General features: G+C 57.5%; 18 protein-coding genes. 1 reads left to right on the plus strand and 17 read right to left on the minus strand.

Features of this window, described 5'->3' with window-relative positions:
• Positions 1 to 66: 66 nt before the first annotated feature.
• Both BLO80_RS00205 and BLO80_RS00210 read right to left on the minus strand, forming a co-directional pair.
• Entirely contained in the window at positions 67 to 1,119 is a 1,053-nt protein-coding gene (locus BLO80_RS00205; protein ID WP_092325946.1) for an isopenicillin N synthase family dioxygenase, read from the minus strand.
• A gap of 13 nt (positions 1,120 to 1,132) precedes the next feature.
• Positions 1,133 to 1,984: a sugar phosphate isomerase/epimerase family protein gene (locus BLO80_RS00210; protein ID WP_092325948.1), complete on the minus strand. Its 852-nt coding sequence runs from the start codon at positions 1,982 to 1,984 to the stop codon at positions 1,133 to 1,135.
• A 534-nt stretch (positions 1,985 to 2,518) separates the two neighbouring features.
• Between BLO80_RS00210 and BLO80_RS00215 the strand changes: the two genes are divergently transcribed.
• The gene (locus tag BLO80_RS00215; protein WP_092325950.1) at positions 2,519 to 2,980 is read left to right on the plus strand and encodes an Lrp/AsnC family transcriptional regulator; all 462 of its coding nucleotides are present in this window, start codon (positions 2,519 to 2,521) and stop codon (positions 2,978 to 2,980) included.
• Between the two features lie 136 nt (positions 2,981 to 3,116).
• On the opposite strand, the gene BLO80_RS00220 is transcribed toward BLO80_RS00215, so the two are convergent.
• The 15 genes from BLO80_RS00220 to BLO80_RS00290 form a co-directional block, all read right to left on the minus strand.
• On the minus strand, positions 3,117 to 5,162 hold the full coding sequence (locus BLO80_RS00220; protein WP_092325952.1) for a M3 family metallopeptidase: 2,046 nt from the start codon (positions 5,160 to 5,162) through the stop codon (positions 3,117 to 3,119).
• 25 nt (positions 5,163 to 5,187) lie between these two features.
• Positions 5,188 to 6,222 carry a DUF2891 domain-containing protein gene (locus BLO80_RS00225; RefSeq protein ID WP_092326679.1) on the minus strand — a complete coding sequence of 345 codons (1,035 nt, stop codon included), beginning with the start codon at positions 6,220 to 6,222 and terminating at the stop codon, positions 5,188 to 5,190.
• Positions 6,223 to 6,281: 59 nt separating this feature from the next.
• Positions 6,282 to 7,460 carry a cystathionine beta-lyase gene (gene metC, locus BLO80_RS00230; RefSeq protein WP_092325954.1) on the minus strand — a complete coding sequence of 393 codons (1,179 nt, stop codon included), beginning with the start codon at positions 7,458 to 7,460 and terminating at the stop codon, positions 6,282 to 6,284.
• Positions 7,461 to 7,888: 428 nt separating this feature from the next.
• Positions 7,889 to 9,655, minus strand: coding sequence for an enoyl-CoA hydratase/isomerase family protein (locus BLO80_RS00235; protein ID WP_092325956.1), 1,767 nt, complete (start codon positions 9,653 to 9,655; stop codon positions 7,889 to 7,891).
• A gap of 23 nt (positions 9,656 to 9,678) precedes the next feature.
• Positions 9,679 to 11,133 (minus strand): metalloprotease TldD, encoded by a 1,455-nt coding sequence (gene tldD, locus BLO80_RS00240; protein WP_092325958.1) that lies wholly within the window; start codon positions 11,131 to 11,133, stop codon positions 9,679 to 9,681.
• Between the two features lie 36 nt (positions 11,134 to 11,169).
• Entirely contained in the window at positions 11,170 to 11,526 is a 357-nt protein-coding gene (trxA, locus tag BLO80_RS00245) for a thioredoxin (RefSeq protein WP_092325960.1), read from the minus strand.
• A 29-nt stretch (positions 11,527 to 11,555) separates the two neighbouring features.
• A complete protein-coding gene (locus BLO80_RS00250) occupies positions 11,556 to 12,902 on the minus strand; it encodes a TldD/PmbA family protein (protein WP_092325962.1) in 1,347 nt (448 codons plus the stop codon).
• 13 nt (positions 12,903 to 12,915) lie between these two features.
• Complete coding sequence (locus BLO80_RS00255; protein WP_092325964.1) at positions 12,916 to 14,631, minus strand: ABC transporter ATP-binding protein/permease; 1,716 nt, start codon at positions 14,629 to 14,631, stop codon at positions 12,916 to 12,918.
• Between the two features lie 59 nt (positions 14,632 to 14,690).
• Positions 14,691 to 16,403, minus strand: a complete 1,713-nt coding sequence (locus tag BLO80_RS00260; RefSeq protein ID WP_092325966.1) for an ABC transporter ATP-binding protein/permease — start codon at positions 16,401 to 16,403, stop codon at positions 14,691 to 14,693.
• A gap of 16 nt (positions 16,404 to 16,419) precedes the next feature.
• The gene (locus BLO80_RS00265) at positions 16,420 to 16,836 is read right to left on the minus strand and encodes an ExbD/TolR family protein (RefSeq protein ID WP_256574039.1); all 417 of its coding nucleotides are present in this window, start codon (positions 16,834 to 16,836) and stop codon (positions 16,420 to 16,422) included.
• A 2-nt stretch (positions 16,837 to 16,838) separates the two neighbouring features.
• Positions 16,839 to 17,579: a MotA/TolQ/ExbB proton channel family protein gene (locus BLO80_RS00270; RefSeq protein WP_092325970.1), complete on the minus strand. Its 741-nt coding sequence runs from the start codon at positions 17,577 to 17,579 to the stop codon at positions 16,839 to 16,841.
• A 40-nt stretch (positions 17,580 to 17,619) separates the two neighbouring features.
• Positions 17,620 to 18,447, minus strand: coding sequence for an energy transducer TonB (locus tag BLO80_RS00275; RefSeq protein ID WP_256574087.1), 828 nt, complete (start codon positions 18,445 to 18,447; stop codon positions 17,620 to 17,622).
• Between the two features lie 5 nt (positions 18,448 to 18,452).
• Positions 18,453 to 18,689 (minus strand): STN domain-containing protein, encoded by a 237-nt coding sequence (locus BLO80_RS00280; RefSeq protein WP_175459430.1) that lies wholly within the window; start codon positions 18,687 to 18,689, stop codon positions 18,453 to 18,455.
• Between the two features lie 320 nt (positions 18,690 to 19,009).
• Complete coding sequence (locus BLO80_RS00285; protein ID WP_092325976.1) at positions 19,010 to 19,972, minus strand: FecR family protein; 963 nt, start codon at positions 19,970 to 19,972, stop codon at positions 19,010 to 19,012.
• The gene (locus BLO80_RS00290) at positions 19,956 to 20,480 is read right to left on the minus strand and encodes a sigma-70 family RNA polymerase sigma factor (protein ID WP_092325978.1); all 525 of its coding nucleotides are present in this window, start codon (positions 20,478 to 20,480) and stop codon (positions 19,956 to 19,958) included. Before BLO80_RS00290 ends, BLO80_RS00285 begins: the two co-directional genes overlap by 17 nt.
• Positions 20,481 to 20,871 lie beyond the last annotated feature (391 nt).

Here is a 20,871-nt window from a genome sequence, read left to right on the forward strand (position 1 = left end):
CGTCGAAAAAGTAGGGTTGGACTGGTTTTGGAACAGGGTTGTTTTGGAACGGGTCGGGGGGTTGCATCAGGACGCTTCCTGCGTCTGGTTCTTCAAGTGACCGAAGCTCGATGGCTTGCGCGCGCGCTCGTACAGTTTGAGTTCGCCGCGTTCGACCTTGCGGCGCAGGTATTGATAGGTTTGCAACGCTTGGCCAAACATGTGTTCACCGATGGTGATTTCCTCGTAATCCTTACCGCCTTCAAGAAACTGCGGCAGTGGCTTGATTTGCGTATGGAAATCGCACGCATAGAAGAGTGGGAACGAGTAGCGCTCTTCGCTGACGGTTCGCACTCGGTGAGCCGTCGCGACGAATGTACCTGCGGTCATGACCTCCAGCATGTCGCCGATGTTGACCACAAACGTACCGTCCATGGGCGGCGCATCAATCCATTGCCCCTGATCGTTCATCACCTCGAGGCCTGGCTTGTCGGCAAGCAAAATCGTGAAGCATTCGTAGTCGGTATGGGCGCCGATGCCGGGCGCGTCTTGAGCCGCCAGGTCAAACGGGTAATGAATCAGGCGCAGCTTCGACGGTGGGCGAGTCACCAGTGCCTCGAAATAATCTTCCTCCAGGCCCAAAGCGAGGGCGAAACCCTTGAACAAGCGACGACCCAATGCAAACACCGCGGCGTAGTAGGCTTCGACGGCAGGACGGAAACCCGGCAAGTCCGGCCATTCGTTGGCCCCGATCAATGGCGTGCCGGCAATGACCAGCGGATCGTCTTCGCTCACTTCGAAACCGATATCGAAAGCTTCCTTGTGATCCGGTTTGCCTTTGGCATAGACCTCTTCACCTTCAGGCACAAAACCTTTGTGGCTGCGTGAAGTACCGATGTAATGCTGCATTTTGTACTCAAGCGATTGTGCGAACAGGTCCTTCGCCGCTTGACGCAAGCCGTCGATCAGTGACGACTCGATGCCGTGGTTCTTGATGTACAGGAAACCGACTGCGCGGGCGGCGTTACCCAGTTCTTCGGCCACTGCCTGGCGCTGGGTGAGGTCGTCGCTGTACAGCCCGGCGATATCCACCACCGGAATGCGATTGAAGTTGGCGGCCGTGGGCGCTTTGTCAGGCATGAGGGAGCACTCCTTATCGGGTTGAGGTGCGGGCGAAACGTCGAAAATGCTCGCGCTCGGTGTTTGCCATCCACACGTTCAGCGACCACAGATCAGCCACCGGCACGTTGGTGAAGGGCAGGTGATGCAGATAGCCGTCGGCGCCGAACTCCGGTGTCAGCGTGCTGACCTGATACCCGCGTTTTTCCTGGGAGCGCCAGATGGCTTCCCAATGTTGCTGATGGAAGGCAAGCGCTTGGCTGTACTCGGGGGCGGCGGGGTGGGGAACCTGTGGTCCCTGGTCATAACCGACTCGGGCTTGAATATGGTGGACACGTTCGACGAAGGCGCTGAGGTCGTCTTCCGGATCGTTGAGCAGGCGCTCGCAGGTGACGACCCAATGACTGATGTCACTGGTGAAGCGCAGGTCCGGCAGTTGACGAATCAGCTCGAGGGTGACCCAGGGGTTGAATAACGAGCGAGCGCGATGAGTCTCGAAGACGCACACCTGGCCATGCTTGCGCGCGACGTCCATCGCGCGGCCGAAGAAGTCGACTTGCTGTGCCAGGGGCCAGCGGTCGTTGCCAGCCAGCAGATTGACGAAGCGCGGCGCCAACTCAGCCGCCCAGCCGAGCTTCTTGTCGAGGTCCAGAAGGTGTTCGTCGACGGTTGCCGACTGCTCCGGCAGAACGTCGTAGGCGCTGAAGACGGTGCTGATATAGCTGACTTTGTTGATGCGTAGAAAGGCTGCGAACTCGGCACGTTCGCTGGCGGTCATGGGCAGGCGGGCTTCCATGCCATCGAACCCGGCTTCAAGCAACTCATCGAGCGCTTGTGCCTTGCTCGCGGTGTAGCCCCACAACGTTCGGAATATTTCCAACTTCATCGATCTGCTCCAAAGGTTCCTTCGCATGATTGACACGGCGACGTTGCGGCGCGAACCGAAACGCACAACGAACGGCAGTGACAATCAGAAAAAGCAATCTTCGGGCCGCATCTCTATGGAAAGGCTCCTTTGTTGCCGTCAATAGTAGGGAGGGGCGGTTGGCGGGAAGAATAGGGAAGCGCAAAAAGATAGTTCAGAGATTTCTAAACTATTGATCACTGGCGGCGGCCCTGATCGTCAGCCATCGATGCGGGATTCCAGAATCTGGGCGTTGGCCCACGCTGCCGCGATGCTTGTCTCGTGCTCGGACTCAAGGAAGCGCCGAAGAAGACTTCCTGATTTTGGAAAAATACCGAGACTCGAGTCGCCGAGTTTTCCGATGGAGCAAATGACTAGACTGTAGCGCGATGTTAGAGCCGAACATATTGCGTAAGTTGTAAAGTTTGATGGTGCTCGGCACTTGTTTATTGGAAAATGCCGGGCGTTGAATTCGTACGTATACAGTTATCTTCCAAGGCCAAGGCATGACACCTCATGGACAAACTTGATAGGGCAATACTGGACATTCTGCAGAAAGACTGCACGCGGCCAGTAGGTGATATCGCGGAGCAGATCGGCCTAGGGAACACAGCCTGTTGGCGCCGCATTCAAAAACTCGAGGAGTCGGGCATTATCCGTGCTCGGGTTGCGCTTTTGGATGGCAAAAAGCTGAATGTCGGTGTGATCGTGTTCGTCGCCATCAAGACTACGCAGCACAATTCGGATTGGCTTGAGGACTTTCATCGTGCGGTGTCATCAATCGAGGAAGTTGTGGAGGTCTATCGTATGGCCGGAGACACGGACTACCTGTTGCGTGTGGCGGTGCCCGATGTGGCAGCCTACGATGCAGTCTATAAACAACTGATATGTGTTCCAGGGCTGTCGGATATCAGCTCGAGTTTCTCCATGGAACAGATTAAATATTCGACCCGTTTGCCACTTCGCTACGCACCTTGATTTCCTGCGGATGAAGGCGGGGCAACGGAGTCGCCCAACCTTCAGGTCTGGCGTATGCCTCTTGATACTGTCTACCACGAGTCACTGAAATCCAACTTCGCCGACGGCCCGGGTTTCCTCCAGGCCGGTGTAGAAGTTAAACCTGGGCCTGATCCAGCCCGCTCAACGCCAGTAGCGCGTCGATCCTCGGTTCGCGTCCACGGAAGCGCTTGAACAGATCCATTGCAGGTTCCGCGCCACCCTGGGCGAGTACTGTCTCCCGGAACGCCTTACCCACTACCGGATTAAATAGCCCTTCTTCCACAAAGCGCGAAAATGCATCTGCGGCCAACACTTCGGCCCATTTGTAACTGTAATAACCTGCCGCGTAACCGCCCGCAAAAATATGCGAGAACGTATTGGCTGACCGGGCATAGGCGGGTGGTGACAACACAGACGTCTCTTGACTGACCGCTGCCATAAATACCGTCGGGTCAGCCACCTCCGAGCGGGCATGCAGTTCGAAATCGAAGAGTGCCAGTTCAACCTGACGACACATCGCCAAGCCGGCCTGAAAATCGCGTGATTCAACCAACTGTTGCAATAGCTCGTCCGGCAGCGGCTCTCCACTTTCCACATGACAACTCAAGCCACGCACCACTTCCGGTTGCCAACACCAATTTTCCATGAACTGGCTAGGCAATTCGACTGCATCCCATGCCACGCCGTTGACACCAGCAACGCCCGGCTGCTCGACCCGGGTTAACAAATGGTGAAGACCATGTCCGAACTCGTGAAACAAGGTCACCACTTCGTTATGAGTCAACAAGGCAGGTTCCCCCTGCATTGCCGGAGCGAAATTGCAGACCAGATAGGCCATCGGCGCATGCAACACCCCTTGCCGATCTCGGCGACGGCTGCGACATCCATCCATCCACGCCCCGGCCCGTTTGTTCGGTCGTGCATAAAGGTCCAGGAAGAAACGTCCCACCACCGCATCCTTTTCAACGACTTCAAAAAAGCAAACATCGGTGTGCCATGTATCGAAACCCGTCAATTCGTTGATCTGAATGCCGTAGAGACGCTCCACAAGTTCAAACATGCCCTTGAGTACGTGATCGACTGGAAAGTAACGTCGCAATACCTCTTGGGACAGTGCGTGATATTGCTGCTGGTATAGCTCGGAAAAATATCGGATGTCCCACATTTGCAAATTCTCGACACCCCGTTCAACGGCGAAGGCCTTGATATCTCGCAGCTCTCGCATCGCACCTGCACGGCTGTGTTTACCCAGGTCGCGCAAAAAATCCAAAACCTGGGGCACAAAGTCAGCCATTTTGCTTACCAGGCTGAGCTGCGCATAGTTCTCGTAGCCCAGCAGTTGGGCGAGTTCGGCACGGCACTCAAGGATCTGCTGCATGATCGGGCCATTATTGAATGCTCCGGCATTCGGCCCAACCTCCGAGGCTCGAGTGACGTTGTTGAAATACACCTCTTCTCGCAACACTCGATTATCGGCATAGGTGAGGATCGCCTGCACACAAGGCACCTCCAGGGTCAGCAGCCAGCCTTGCAAGCCCCGCTCTTTCGCGCATCTGGCCATAAAGGACTTGGCCGCCGCAGGCACCCCCGCGAGCTCTTCTTCATCTGTCAGCAAACGGCTCCAGGCTTGGGTCGCATCCATGACGTTGTTGCCAAACAAGCTGCCCAGTTCACTCAGGTTAAGGTTGAGCTCGAGAAAACGTTGTTGACTGGCCGGTGGCAAATGAACACCTGATAGTTTGAAATCCCTCAGGGCGTGATCGATCACCGAGCGTTGCGCCACATCGAAATCAACGTAATTGCGGCTATTCAACAAGGACTGAAAGCCCTTGTACAACGTCATGTTTTGACCCAGCTCCGTGCCGTACGCGGAAAGTTTTGCGAGCGCTGCTTCATAGGCCTCACGCAGTTCCGGTGTGTTGCATACGGCATTTAGATGCCTGACCGGACTCCAGACTTCGTTCAGAGCGGCCTGGAGCTCATCGAGCCACAATACGAAGCCCTCCCAACTGAGGTCTTTGGTGTCGTCTGCGGTCAACCGTGCCAGTGACTGGCGGTTATCGGCTAGCACTTGGTCGATCGCCGGACCGACGTGCTCGGCTTTTATCATTGAATAAGCCGGTAGGTCTCCTGCAACCAGCAGCGGATTGGCAGTGTGCATCCAGGGTTCCTCTTGGGGATAGAGATCAGGCATCAAGCGCCAAAAACAGGAAGGTGGCGAGCCAGTGCTCGCCCATGTAGTGGTCATGCAGGTGGTCGCGGCTAGCCTGCAGATGCTGCGCCGCCGACTCGGTCAGTCGGCGATGCACATCACTGCCGGCAGCAAAACTTTGGGAGATACGGGTCATACACCAGGCTCGACTGAGATTCAGCCCGTCCAGATGGGCCAGGCGACCATCGGTGCGGTCACTGACTTGGACAGGGATGAAAAGCCTGCTGGTCGCAGAAAAGCTCGGGGCGGGTAGATATTTCGAGAACCATTGACGGTACTCTTCTGGTTCCAGAACCCGTTGCATCAGCAGGGCCTGCTGCCAGGTGGGAGATAGAAAATCCTCACCGCCCGGCTCAAGGTCTGGGCAAGCCACTGCATTCTGAAAGTATGAAAGAGCCAGCGTCTGTAGTAACCGGTCAAACTCAATGTGGTGGAAGGCCTGCGCATAGTCGAGCGCAAGCAAGAGCGCGAAGGCGGTGTTGTTGTGTTGTCCAGAGCGAATCGGGTAAACAAGTTTTGGCAAATAGCTCTTCAGTCGTGAGGCTATCAACTCGGCCAGAGGCGCCAAATTCGCAAGCCACTGCGACGCTTGTGGCAAGGTCGATTCTTTGAGCTGAGCGACGAGCTTGAGCAACCAGACCCATCCATAAGGGCGCTCAAAACCTGCCTGGGCCGGTCGACGAAAGAAGTCGCACTCGGCCTCTACCTTTGGGGCCGTGAAGTGGCTGTTGAAGTGCTGCTCAATTTGCCGCGCCTGCGGACCCTGTGGCGCCCGCTCCAAGGCACGAAGTAGCAGCCAGTGACTATGGACACAAGAGTGCCAGTCGAAACTGCCATAGAAAATCGGGTGCACACTACTTGGTTTTTGCAGGTCTTCGGCAGACTCGAACACGCGGTTTTGGGCGTACGGAAATTCCCGACGCACGTGTAGCAGAGTCGCTGAAACGATATTTACGAATTGGAGATCGTTCATTAGAAATGACGGCTTCGTATTTAAGTTGAGTTTCATGGGGGCCTCGCAAGTTAGTCCCACGACACCATCGATGCTGCTGTCAGGGAGTCCAATCATCAGGCAACTGCGACGCAGGGGCTCTGGAAAGCGATGCCCAGGGCACGATGGAAGTCTTCAAGTAAATCAGTGACGTGCTCCAGGCCGGCATGCACGCGAATGAGATAACCCTGACTGGCCGTGGGCATGCTGCGCAATGGCTGCCCTACGGGAACTACGAGGCTTTCGAACCCGCCCCAAGAAAGGCCGATACCGAATAACGTCAGGTTGTCGAACAGCCGGGCCAATACGGCCGGATCCTTTGTCTTGACCTCGATACCAAACAGCCCGCTGGCACCGAGAAAATCTCGTTTCCAAAGTTCATGCCCAGGATCATTCGGCAGCGCAGGATGCAGGACGCGAGCGATGGCGGGATGTGTCTCCAGGCATTTCGCCAATGTGACACCCGTGGACCAATGCTGCTGAAGGCGTATGGGCATCGTGCGCAGCCCACGTAGAGCGAGGAACAGATCATCAGGGCTGGCAGTTTGTCCGAAGTCATGGGCCCCAGCCTTGAGCAACGGCCATGCGCGCTCGTTAGCGGTGGCCGTCCCAAGTAACGCATCAGAATGCCCGACAATGTATTTGGTTGCCGCCTGAATGGATACGTCTACGCCATGATCGAAGGGTTTGAAATACAAAGGCGAGGCCCATGTGTTATCGAGTAACACGAAGGCTCCGACTTCATGGGCTGCCTCACAGATAGCCGGAAGGTCGCAGACTTCGAAGGTCAGTGAGCCGGGCGACTCAGTAAACACAACACGCGTATTCGGGCGCAGTTGTGCGGCGATCGCTGCGCCAATAGTTGGGACGAAATACTCCACCTCGACACCGAAACGCGTCAGGACATTGCTGACGAACGCCCGAGTCGGACCATAGATGTTATCCGTCATCAGGACGTGGTCACCCGTTTTTACAAAGGCGAGCAGCGCATGGACGCAGGCAGCTAGACCTGAGGGAAATACCAGGCTGGCATGACCACCTTCAAGTTCTGCAATAGCATCCTCGAAGGAGCGCGTGGTCGATGTGCCGAAGCGCCCGTAATGGGCATAAGGGTTGCCGTCCTTTTTGCTGGCTTCCCAAGCTTCAAAGCTTTTTGCGAGTACGGTTGAACCCCGAAAGATTGGTGTATTGACCAAGCCGCAATACGCGTCAGGATTTCGGCCGGCGTGAATGTATCGAGTGGTGGCGTCATACATGGCAGTGGCGTCTGAGTTCGGAGTGTCAATAGATGATACAGACGTTGGCGAGGATGATTTTTGCTTTATTTTCGTGAATATACGATTTAATAGGATAAAAATCTATAAAAGTGATTTTTTGCGATTTTTACATTCTATTTTTGCGAATGCTGCGACGTTCGTGCTGGTATTGAAGGTTCTTGCCGGCAACGATCGATACCCAGTTTGCTCATCACCAGATTCGCTCATTGATTCTGTGTGCACTGCAGGTACGACCATCAATTTGATTTGGACGGCTTGTATGCGAATTAGCTAAAAATACGATGACCGCTGCGATTAAAAGCCAATGCCCCGACTTGTCGGGGCATTGCTTTTGTGGTTTTGGGATTAGGCCCGAGCTTTTAGTCCCCAGACCGAACAACGCGTGATAAGAAGGGCGTAGACTTTTTCTAAGCCGTAGCGCCCCGTAAATCCCTAGCCAAACGTTTAAGCACGGGCGCTGGTTCCCAATTTTCACCGAACTGCGCTTGCAACTCCGCCAGGTTGTCATGCAGCAACACCACGCTTTGGGCCCAGCGCGCCATGGGGCCAGACTGGTGCGGTGGGTAGCCATAGCCCCGGGTTACGACCATGTCGATATCCTCGGGATTCATCGCCAGTCCTGCACTTAGCTGGCGACAGCCCTGATTGGCAATGGAGCAGCGAATTGCCTGGAGCACACCTTCATCGTCGAGCGGGCAATCGAGCTCAGTGCTCGTGTGGGAGCCAAGCGGCGACCATTGCATGGCCGCCAGCGATAGACCGAAGTTTTGGCACACTCGCGTAATGGACTCCAGACTTACACCACCGGCCAGTAGACTATCGAGGTCCGTTGCCCAACCAGCCATCATTTCTTGCCCTAACAGCCGCTGGCCAGGTGAATGCAAACACGCCAGCCCTATGGCTCGTGCACCTCGCACTGCCAACTGAACGTGCTTGGATTGATTCGACTCGCGAGCCCAGAACTGGAGGAGGGTCTTCGGTCCTGTACCGTAAACAAAGGCAGGCAGCAAAGCATGTCCTTGTATCTGCTCGGGGAGCTGAGTCAAGTCAACGCTTTCCCCTTCGCGAATCGCATAAACAATAACTGCGTCCGGTTTCATCGCCGCGCAGTAGCTGGCGAAGGCCTCCAACCGATCTGCTTGTGGTCCCTCGGTACAGTCCAGCCATACATCTGTAGCTTCCAGCGCGGACAGTGTCTGAGGCTGTGTCGCATGAGGCTTGATCCAATTTATCTGCAAGCCATCGACGTTCAGTTTACAGCCGAGAGGAAGTTGCGCTGCGGACAACGTCACCGTCCCTATCGGCGGAGCATGCTCGTCGGGCCGTCCCGGAATACGCCAGGCAGCAGCCTCATCGTACAAAAAGCTGTTCATCAAGGCCATCTTCTGTCCGGATTGCTCGACCTCTACGTAAAGGCGTTCCTCCAGCTCATAGCCCTTGTCAAAGTCATCCGGGTCAATAGCTTCCAACGCCTGCAATATGGCAGCCTTGGCTTTGTAAGCAAAAAACTCTACGGGCTGGGCGGCTCGGAATTCGCTGAGGAAGTTTTCCGGTGTTTGCGCGAGTAGATGACTTCGATTGCGGGTTTGCAGAGGTGCTCCGAGCATCGCCGCCCAGTCCGCGATCTCTTTGAAATGGTCCGCCCAATCCTCTTCCAGGACCGTATCGACCAGCTTCAGTTCTAGCGCCTGCGCGGCCGTGATGAGTGTACCTTCCAGCAAGATTTTTATGGCTGGCTCAATTCCGATCAGCCGTGGCAAGCGTTGCGTGGCGCCAGCCCCCGGTGGTAGACCTATGTGGATTTCCGGGATCCCGATGCGGGCAGTCGTGGTTGCCAGGCGCCAATGGCACGCCAGCGCGAGCTCCAACCCCGACCCCAGTACGCGACCGTGCATCAGGGCTATGAGCGGCTTCGAGCAAGCCTCCACCGCGTCTACCAGAGGCCGGGCTGCGTCGCTGTTGTACACCACGCCCAACTCGTGCGTCAGGGCCCCGATCGAGAAATCCGCACCTTGCCCATGAACGACGGCCAGTCGCGCTTCGCTGTCCTGCTCGTAAAGCGCCAGGCAGCGAGCGAAATCATCCAGCAAGGTTTCGCTGAAGGCGTTGAAAGGTGGATTATTCAGTTGCAGTAGCGCGAGTGTACCTTCTCGCCGATAGTTGACCAGAGACATGCAGGGCTCCTGTAGGGGACGGCTCAGGCCGTTCCACCAACGATAAGGTTGTCAATTTTTAGAGTGGGCTGTCCAACGCTGACCGGTATGCTCTGGCCTCTTTTTCCACAGATCGCCATGCCCGGATCCAGCGCCAGATCATTGCCAACCATACTGATTTGGCTGAGCGTTTGCGGGCCATTGCCTGTCAGGGTGGCCCCGCGCACGGGGGCTACCAACCGGCCGTCTTCGATCAGGTAGGCCAGCGCGCTTTGGAAAGTGAATTGACCGCTGACAATATCGACCTGGCCGCTGCCTGGAGTGGCCAAGTAAAGGCCACGCTTCACTGAAGCGATGATTTCCTCAGGCACCAAGTCGCCATTGCGCATGAAGGTGTTGGTCATGCGAGGCATCGGCAAATGGGCATATGACTGGCGACGGCCATTGCCTGTAGGGGACATGTTCATCAACCGAGCGCTGAGGTTGTCGTGCATGTAGCCGCACAGAATCCCATCCTCGATCAGAGGCGTGCACTGTCCCGCTTCGCCCTCATCGTCGATATTCACCGAGCCCCTATGGCCGACCAGCGAGCCATCGTCGACCACATTGACACCTTTGGGCGCCACTCTTTCCCCCATACGCCCGCTATAGGCGGAAGTCCCCAAGCGATTGAAGTCACCTTCAAAACCGTGCCCCATGGCTTCATGCAGGAGAATGCCGGTCCAACCGGGCCCCAACACTACCGGCATACTGCCGGACGGGCTGGGAATGGCATCAAGGTTGAGCAACGCGCCATCGACCAGCTTGCGCAATTCCTGTCCTATGCTCGCTTCGTCCAGCGTTTCCAGCGCATAACGCCCACCGAGGCCGGTACTGGCCATTTCACGTTGCTTGCCGTTGGCCACCATCACGTTCATTTGCACGATGACCAGCGGACGCACATCGGCAGCCAGACGTCCATCGTGACGCATGACCATGACGGTCTGTTGTTCGACCTCGACCATGGCGAAGACATTGACTACCCGCGGGTCCATGGCCCGGGCCATACGGTCGATGCTTTTCAGGATGGCGACCTTGGCATCCGTGTCCACGGAATCGATCGGATCAACGTTGGCATACTGCGCCTGCGGTGCCGTACGCTGAAGGTTGACTTGAGCCTGCTTGCCCCCGGGACGCGCAATAGTGCGCACTGCATGTGCAGCATCCCTGAGGAATCGCTCATTGATCTGCTGGGAGTAGGCAAAAGCACTTTGGTCCTGGTCCAGCGCCCGCAGGCCAAAGCCCTGATCGACACTGAACGAGCCAGACTTGATCAACCCTCCTTCGATATTCCAGCGCTCTCGCTTCACCGACTGCAAATACAAATCCGCAAAGTCGACCTGGTGTGCCATGACATCGTCCAGGACACGCGCAAGGTGACGCTCGTCCAGCCCATAGGGCTCGAGCAGCAACTGCCTGGCGGCCTGCAGATTATTTATGTGGGTATGAGGTGCGTTCATGATATCCCGGGTAGCTCGTGCAGAGGAGGTGGATGATCAGTTGGCGTCGGCCGCAATTCCCTTATCGATAAAACTGCGCAGCCGCAATCGCGACTGCACACCGACAACCCGCGTAACCTCTTGGCCATTGCGGTAAATCACCAGGGCGGGGATACCTGCCACTTGGAACCGTGCCTTGCCGGCCTCCGGGTCCTGGGCGTTGACTTCGTCCATATTGCATTTCATGACCTTGAGCCGGCCGTCATACTCTTCGGCCAACTGGTCGATCACCGGCGCGAGCATCTTGCATGGGCCGCACCAGGGCGCCCAGAAATCCACCAGCACCGGCAGTTCGGAATCAGTCACCAGTGCGTCGAAGGTCGCTAGGGACAGGTCTTGAATCAATTCGCTCATGTGGTTCTCTCCGTTCAGAATTTTGCAGGTTATTGGCCGCCGATTCGCAGCCGGTCGATCAGGACCGAGCCGCTGCTGATATTGCCCTGGGTCAGGGTGTCGCTTCCCACCGCGACGATGCCGGCAAACATCTCGCGCAGATGTCCGGCAATGGTGATTTGCTCGATCGGAAACTGAATCTGGCCGTTTTCAACCCAAAAGCCTTGGGCGGCGCGCGAATAATCTCCAGAGGCCAGACGCACGCCATCGCCCATGAGGTGAGTGACGAGAAGACCCGTATGCAGCTTGCGCAGCATGGCTGGCAGGTCGTCCTCGGGCCGCGTCAGCTGGCTTTTAAGGGTAAGATTGTGGGCACCCTGGGCGTTGCCGGTGCTGACCATGCCAAGGCGCCGCGCACTGTAGGCACCGAGAAAATAGCCGCTGACCATGCCACGTTCGACCACGGCCCGACGCTGTCCGGCTACGCCATCGGTATCGAAACAGGCGCTGGCCGTGCCACCGACAAGGAAGGGGTCCTCGAGCACGTCAATGTGCTCGGCAAAAATCACTTGACCAAGGCTGTCACGTAGAAAGCTTGAACCACGGGACAGTTCGCTTCCGTTTACCGCCTGAAAAAAATGCTGAGTGAGGCTATGGGCAGCTCTGGGTGCGAGCAGCACCGGGCAACTGCGCGAACTGATTGAGCATCCGCCCAAGGCTTCGAGAGCGGATCGCGCAGCGCGCTCACCCGTGGCCTCCGGTGCCTGGAGGCGGTGCGGTGCAATGTGATAATCACTCCAGGAGTCCGGCTTGTTTTGCCCGTTACGATTGGCAATTACTCTGGCGGCGATGATGTGGTCGGTACGGGTCGTCGTCCGGCAAAATCCTCGTGACGTCACCAGTTGGAATTGCGATCGCGAAGTGCTCAAGCTGGCTCCGTCACTGCGCACTTCACTGCCTGCCGCCCGTATGCCGGCTTCAACGCGGTGGGCATGTTCAAGCGCCTCCTCGATACTCAGGTTCCAGGGGTTATCTAGCTTGAGGTCTGCGTAAAAGCGGCTAAGCCCGTCGCCATCCACCAATCCCGCGTGCGGGTCCTCATTGGTGTAGCGGGCGATATCCAGCGCCTTACTCACCATGCGGCCTAGGTTGCCCGCGCTGAAGTCGGTGGAGTGCGTGGTGCCTTGCCGATCACCGCGAAAAACCGTGAGGGAGAGCCCGCTTTTGGCATGTTGCGAGCGAGTGTTCACACGGCCGTCGATGACCTCGACGCTCAGGCCGGCCATCTCCGAGAGAGAGACCTTTACATCGCTCGCACCAGCCGCCTGGGCCTGCGCGATCAGGTCATGAGCCAACTCTGCCAGTTGTTCCTCGGTATAAGCGAACTGATGATCCATGGATAACTCCTGTTCAGAAAGAATATCCAGAAGCGCCTTCACGCTGCGGATGGTTGTGTGGGAACGGCGGAGGCGCGTCCAGATCGAGTACGTGGTCGTGCAGGCTGTCCAGGGCGGGTCTATGGCTGATACTCACGACCGTGGTGGCTGGCAACTGAGCGAGCACATGGCGGTAAACTGCGAGCTCGGTCTCAGCGTCCAGCGCACTGGTTGCCTCATCGAGGAACACAAGGTCCGGGCGTTGCATGAGCAGCCTGGCAAAAGCCAGCCGCTGCTGTTCACCTCCGGACAACTTGTGTTGCCACGCGGCTTCTTCATGTAGCAGCACTGCGCATTGCGGCAACTGACAATCGCGTAGCGCCTGCTCGCACTGCGCGTCACTGAACTGAGTCGCCTCGGCGGGGTAACAAAGTGCTGCTTTGAGCGTGCCGGTAGGCGTATAGCTGCGCTGGGGAACAAACATCACCTGCCAATGGCTCGGTGTCCGTATCATCCCGCTGCCATGTGGCCACAGGCCGGCGATGGCGCGCAGCAAGGTGCTTTTGCCGCGACCGGAAGCGCCCTTGATCAGCCAGCGCTGGCCCTGGCTGATGTCGAGCGACCTGAGTGCCAGTAAGGGTTGGCCCAAAGGTTTGAGCAGGTGCACATCGCGACAAATCAATCGGTCGCCGCCCCGTTGCAGCTCAAAGCCATTGGGCTTCGCATCGAGTTTGTTGATTGCCCAGCTGAAGTCCCGCAGCCGGTTAACCAGCGCCAACCAGAGGGTAAAGGTTGGGTATATCTGCACGAACAGGTTCAAGACGCTGGTCATTGCGCCGAATGCACCGCCGGCAGGCCCGCCGAGGCCACCTCGGATGCGCGCAACGTCGCCAAGGCTGATATCCCCGCTCATGTAGCGCGGCAACGCAAGCAGCAGAGGCAGCAGCGAAAATGCCTCGGAATAGGCGTCGCGGGCGAACATCAGCCTGGCGGTCCGTTTGATGATCGCCACCCAGTTGCTACGCACGCGTATGAATGCGCCAGATAGCCGCTGACCTTCTGTTTCGCCGCCATGATAGAAAGCGATCTGCTCCGCATTCTCGCGCAAGCGCATTGCCAGGAAACGAAACTCGGCTTCAACCGTTTGCTTGTGGTTATTGAGGCCTATCAGCGACTTGCCTGCCCAATGCACCACCGCCAGTTGGCCAAAGGTGTATGCGAAAGCAGCAAATAGCAGGTATCCGGGAATGGCCAAGGCCAGCCCGAATACACTGAATGACAACTCACCCGAAAGTCCCCAGAGCACCACCCCGAAGGACACGGCGCTGACCACGACTTGAATGATGTTGAGGATATTGTTGAGCGTAATGTCGACGAACTGGGCAACGTCCTGAGCGATGCGCTGATCGGCATTGCTGATCACGCCCTCGCGTTCAAGCTCGAAAAAGTGGTTGGCTTGCGTCCAGCGCTCTACATAGTGACGCGTCAGCCAAGTTCGCCAACGCAGCTCAAGTAGCTGCCGGAAGACCGAGCCGATGATCATCAATACTGGTGTGGCCAATGCCAACAAGAAGTTGAGCACCAACACGGGAAACAGCGTTGCCCAGTTCCGCGCGACCAGCGCATCGACCAGGTTGCCACCGGCTTTGTTCGCCCAGACGGCGACATACACCCCGCCCAAGGTAATGCTCACGCACACAGCGAACAACAGGTAGGCCAGCCACTTCTCTTCCGAAACCCAGAACCCCATTACGAGACGGCCTATACTCGGCCGCAGTGCGCTGCTGTCGGTTCTTTGATCCATAGCGCTCATGCGGGCACCGCATGTCGCGCGCAGGTGACGTTCAGTTGATATGGGTAGTAAGAATCGAGTTGCGGGTTATGACTGATGCTGATAATCGCGCTATTGGACAGGCGGGCGAATATCACCTGATAAAGCGCGTGCTCGCTGGCTATATCCAGCCCGCTGGTGGCCTCGTCAAAAAAGACGAATTGCGGTTTTTGCAATAACACTCGCGCCATGGCCAAGCGCTGCTGCTCGCCGCCAGAGAGCACTTTCTGCCAGTCGTCACATAGGCTTAAAGACTCCGCTCGCTCGCTCAAGCCGACATCGAGAAGCGCCTGCCTGCATTGCTCCGTGGTGAACCTGGCCTCAACATCCGGGTAGCAGAGCGCGGCTTTCAAGCTGCCCTCTGGAATGTAGCTTTTTTGCGGGACGAACAGCGTGGTGGCCTGAGCTCCAGGCAATGTGATGTCGCCGTTGCCATAGGGCCACAACCCGGACAGCGCGCGCATCAATGTGCTTTTGCCGGAACCCGAGGCCCCTCTGATCAACCAGCGCTGGCCTGGTTCTATGCGGATGGCGGCCACATGGCTCAGCAGTTCGCCAGTGGGTGCCTCCAGCGCCAGGGGCGACGCAGTCAGTACCGCCTCGCTTGAGCTTTTAAACTGGATACCCGTGCGGTTGAATTGCAGTTTGTCCAGCGCCGCCTTGAAGTCACGCAAGCGGTTGGCAGAGGCCAGCCAGATACTGAAATCGACATAGCTGGTGATGAAGTAGTTCAGCGAGGAATGAACACGTTCGAAGGACGCAGTAATCTGAGTGATGTCCCCCAGAGAGGCAGCGCCTGACAAGTAACGCGGCATCGACAGTGCGGTGGGGACCAGGCTGCCAATGTGAAAATAGGTCGTATTAGTGATCAATAGCTTGCTGGTGCGGATCACCAACGCGACAAAGTTGAGCTGTATCTCTCTGAACTGCCGCATCATGCGGCGTCCCTCTTGGGGCCCACCGCGATAAAATGCGATTTGTTCAGCGTTTTCGCGCAGGTTCATCCCCAGCGCACGGAAGTCCGCCTCGACTGTCTGCTTGCGCGTATTAAGAGCAATCAGCGGCTTGCCCATCCATTGGGCTATCAACATGCCCAGCAGTGAATACAGGAGCGCGGCGTAGAGTAGGTAACCAGCAATCGCGTAGTGGGTTCCGGCCAGGTCGAACTCGAGAGTACCGGACATTGACCACAGGACCGCACCGAACGTGAAAGCATTCACTACAGTCGTTATTGTCCCCACGCTCAAGGACAGCGCGCGCTGTACGAATACGTCGATGTCTTCGGCCACGCGCTGGTCCGCATTGCTAAGCAGCCCGTCGCGCTCGACCCCATAAAACCGCTGATCGGCGGTCCACTGGTGGATAAAACCGTGGGTCATCCAGGTTCGCCAGCGAATGCGCAAGTAATCCTGCGCCGCATAATTGATGATGGCCAGAAACGCCATTGTCATCCCCAACGCCAACCCCAATCCCAGTGCCCCCCACAACGTAGGCCAATCGCGTGCGACCAGCGCATCCGTCGTTGTTGCCACAATCCGGATTGCCGCGAGGGAGACGTAGACCGAACCGAAGTTGATCGCGAGATTGGTCGCTAACAGTCCCCAAGCCCAATACCGGTCTTCAGAAACCCAGTAGGGCAGCAAAAGCTGGGCGAGCGAGGGCCTGGCAGTGGTTTTTACAGCACTGGTCATAGGGGTACCAAAGGACTCAAGGCGTTGCTGGTTTGGCTTCAGTCACGAAGTCGATTTTGCTCAGGCCGCCACCCTGTGCCGCGGATAGCACTATGGCGACCCGCTCGTAGCGCACGGCCTTGTCGGCGAACAGGCGCACATTGGGCACGGGATCCTGCACTGCAGCCACTGCGATGCGTTGCTTGAGTTGCTCGTCATCCAGTGCTTCCTTGTTCCACAGCACCTGGCCGTCGGCGGTGATCGATACATCGATCGCATCTGGCTGCTTTTCCATCGCGTGGCTGTCGGCTTTGGGCAGCTCAAGTTTCACCGCGTGGTTGATGACGGGAAGGGTGATGATGAAGATGATCAACAACACCAGCATGACGTCGATCAACGGCGTCATGTTGATATCGGACATCACGTCGTCGGCATCGAACTGTGAGCCACCCATGCTCATGCCTGTGCCCTCTCGACGATCGTGTCGGAAGCTGCCGCGGCAGGCTGTGCCGCATTGCCCGCTATGCTGACGCGGGCGCCGGTGAGGAAGTAAGCGTGCAGGTCGTGAGCGAATCGCCTCAGCGCATGACTCACGCTTTTGTTGCGGCGCGAAATCGCGTTGTAACCCAGCACTGCGGGGATGGCCACGAACAGGCCGAACGCCGTCATGATCAGTGATTCGCCTACAGGCCCGGCGACTTGGGCCAAGGACGCGTCGCCCGACGTTCCTATCACTTTGAGCGCGTGGTAAATACCCCAGACGGTACCAAAAAGCCCCACGAACGGTGCGGTGCTGCCAATTGACGCCAGCACCGCCAAGCCCATTTGCAAGCGTGACAAATGCTCCTCCACCACATCCTTGAGGCAACGTGCCAACCAGTCACTCAGGTCGAACCGGCTGTGCAGCCGGGAGCTCTGTTGCTGCTGGTGAGCATTCGCGGCAACGCCGGCCTGGGCCAGATGAACGAAAGGATTGCCGGGGCCAGTATTGAGTTGCTTCACACCCTCCTCGAAGCTTTCGGCGCGCCAGAACGATGTCACCGCGCAGCGCGTCATGCTGCGTAGCTTGATCAACTGCCCAGCCTTGATGATCATCACTCCCCAGCTCAGTATTGACATGATCAGCAGTACGAACGCGATCGTTCTCGACACCATATCCGCTGTTTGCCAAGCGTAGGCCAACCCCATTTCTTGCATGATCAATCCTCTTCTGTGGCACTCGAGCATCGTCGAGCGGTTATTTGCTCAAATTGAAGTCAACGGTTTGCACTGCGCGCACCGAGATGGCTTGACCGCCTTCTATGTAAGGGTTGCAAACAGCGCCTCGTACGGCGGCAACTGCGGCCTCGTCAAGGTCTTCATTACCACTGCTGCGAACGACATCCGCGCGCTGTACCAGCCCTTTAGGGTTGATTTCCAGGCGTATCAGCACTTGTCCTTCGGCATGTAGCCGCCGGGCTCTACGCGGATAATCCGGGGCCGGCACGCGGCAGCCTACGGAAGGCACGTCCTTGGGCACTGCGGAGGGCAGATCCATCAGCTTTTGCGCAACAGGGGCCGCCTGGGCCTGTGTCGAATTCGGGTCAGGCTTGGCTTCAGTGGGCTTGCTCGGCTCGACCGGCTTTTGCTCGACCACAGGCGGCGCTTTCTTCGGTTCAGGCTTGATAACAGGCTTGGGCTTAAGCTTGGGCTTTACTTCCTTTGGCTTGACCTCGGGCTTGGGCGGCGCCTGCTCTATCGTGCGTGTTGCCGACTCACTGGTGAGCACGGCAGGCTCCGGCGCAACGGGAGCTTCGACCACCGGAGGCGGCACCACCACGGGTGGCGGTGGAGGCATGGCGACCAGGCTCACGCGTACACTGGCGGCAGGCGCGGAAGCGTCCATCGTCAACTCTCGCTTGCTTACCTGGGTGACTAGCAGTACCAGCGCCGCGACATGAATTAACACTGCAAAGCTGAACGCCATGACGATAGGCAAGCGGTTTTTTTTCGGCTCGGCAACCTCGCCAATTCGGCTGACATCCCAGCCGCGTCCGCGGGGGAGCTGTTCTACACGCACATTCATATTGGTCACACGCCTCTCCCCGCACTCGTACGCTTGACCTGGATCTCCGCTGGCTGCAGGGTCAGGGTTCCGTTGGCAGTGAGCACCAACTCGAACCCCGAGCTATGCAGGAGCATCCGCGCAGCGTCGTAGCCGCTAAAATGGCCGCGAACGCCATCACTGTGCATCTGGCTGATCAAGCCTGGGTCAAACACGATCGAGCACCCGTTGAGGCGTCCAACTTCAAGCAGCGCGTTGCTCAAGGTGCCGCCAGCTATCGAGTAATCTCGCTGAGCGGCCAAGCTGCAAGCCATACTGCTCCCACAACTTCCTGCCATCAGCACCGACAGGCTCACGGCCTGGGCAGACCGAAAATTACGTTTGGGAAGGAGGGAGAGCAGCACGATGGTTATCGCCTAACAGTTAGTCTTACTACCTATGTGCAACGAGGAAGTAAAAGCGTGAGGGGCGAATGCGATTATTTTGGTTTTTTTTTCGCAGGGCTGCGGTGAAGGCAGGAATGGCGCGGGTTTTGGTCAGTTAAGCAAAGGGTGAGGAGCGCGCGAGCAGGCAAGCGCAGACGTCAGGCAGCGCTGATGCTGACCCAGAAACCCGTGGCGCGCTGTACGATGATCGGCAAGGTTTGCGCTATCGATTCGATGGCATTGTCGCTGTCGTCCAGCGGGAATATGCCACTCACCCGCATGGCGGCAGCTTGAGAATCCAGCCGCACCACGCCGGTACGATAGTTACGCAGGGCTTCGATTACGGTCGCCAGTGGTTGGTCATCGACCACCAGCAGTCCCCGCGTCCAGCTACATTCGGCTACGGCGGAGATAGGGAAGACATTGAAACCATTCGTACCTACCGAAACCCCTTGCCCTACGGCAAGCAAGCGCGAATTGCCGGTCGCATCCCATACCTGCACAGGTCCGGTGAGGGCCGCCACCCTGAAGCCATCCGTCAGATGGCGGATGGACAGGCGACCACTGCCGAGCTCCACTCTGCCGCCTGCCAACTGAATGCTGAGAGGGAGCCTGGAAGCGGCTGCCTGCAGCAGCATTTCCCCTTCAATTAATTTGATCTTGCGCTTGCCGCGAACCTCATCGATATCGATGTTGACCGCGCTGCGCGCATTGAGCGTGAGTGAACTGCCGTCACCCAAGGTCAGGGTACGACGCTCTGAGGTGCGGGTCGAAAGATCGGCGAAGAGGTTGCCGACCGGATAGGTTCTATCGACCAGCGCTCCCCCCACTACGCCTACTGTTGCCAGGCAGAGGGCATTGCGCAGGAACTCACGACGACGCGACGGTGCCAGCAATGTAGAGCGCACAGCCTGATGCTGAGTGGTCGCCAGCTTGAGCGGAATCCGGCCCAGAGTCGCCTCTATGTAGGCACAGGCCTGATCGTGCTCCGCGCTGCGGGCTCGCCAGGCGGCGAACTCGTGCTCATCATCGGGTGTGGCCTCACCAGAACGCAGTAATACCATCCACTCGATAGCCTGCTCGGAGGCGTCGTCAGTACTGCTCTTAGATACCTTGCTCATGGCGAGCCGCCTCGTAACAGCACCGCAGTGCCTTGACCATGTATTGACGAACTCGAGCAGCCGAGACGCCGAGCAGCTCACCAATTTGCGCGTAGGTCAAACCGTCGAGCTGGCTATAAAGGAAAGCGCTCCGGGCGTTGACCGACAGCCCCTCCAATGCCTTATCGACGGCCAGCAGTGACTCCATCAGCAGGTGCTGCTCTTCCGGCGAAGGATGACACGCCTCGGGGGCCAGAGCCAGAGCGTCCATATAGGCTCGTTCCAGGTCCCGGCGACGCGACAGTTCATACATGACCCGGTTGGCGATGGTGGTGAGCATCGCCCGTGGCTCTTTCACTTCTTGCAGGGTGGGCATTGCGGCCAGCTGGGTGAAGGCCTCGGAAGCGACATCTTCGGCGTTGTACCGGCAGCCAAGCTTGTACCGCAAGCGCGCGGTCAGCCAGCTGTAGTCGCTGCGAAAGACCACAGTCAGTAAATCGGATCGAATGAGAGGATCAGTGGCGGCCATGAATGCACCCGTTCAACTGCAAATAAATACGCTCGACACAGGCTGTCTGGCGACTTGCTCAAGCGGCTGGGCACACGCAAGCAAGTCTTGGGCCAGTACAGCGCAGCAGTTGAGGTAACACCATTGATACGCAGTATGGTCACCATTGAGCGCCATAGTGACGCGGGAGAAAACCGCAGCGCACCATCATTGATCGAAGGAGGGAAATAGCGCTGCGCAAATTTTTCCAATTCCTTCTGCGGGCTTGACGAGTGTTACCTGGATTCACCTGGGTAAAGCGATAAACTATCAGTTGTAGAAAATTTACTCGGCAACGCCACTGCCGAAAGACACTGCCTCCGGACGCCCTAATGTCCTTTTTCAACAAGGACGACGTAGCGGCTGCAATCTT

This window comes from Pseudomonas sp. NFACC56-3 (assembly GCF_900100025.1).
Taxonomy (GTDB): Bacteria; Pseudomonadota; Gammaproteobacteria; order Pseudomonadales; family Pseudomonadaceae; genus Aquipseudomonas; species Aquipseudomonas fluorescens_AA.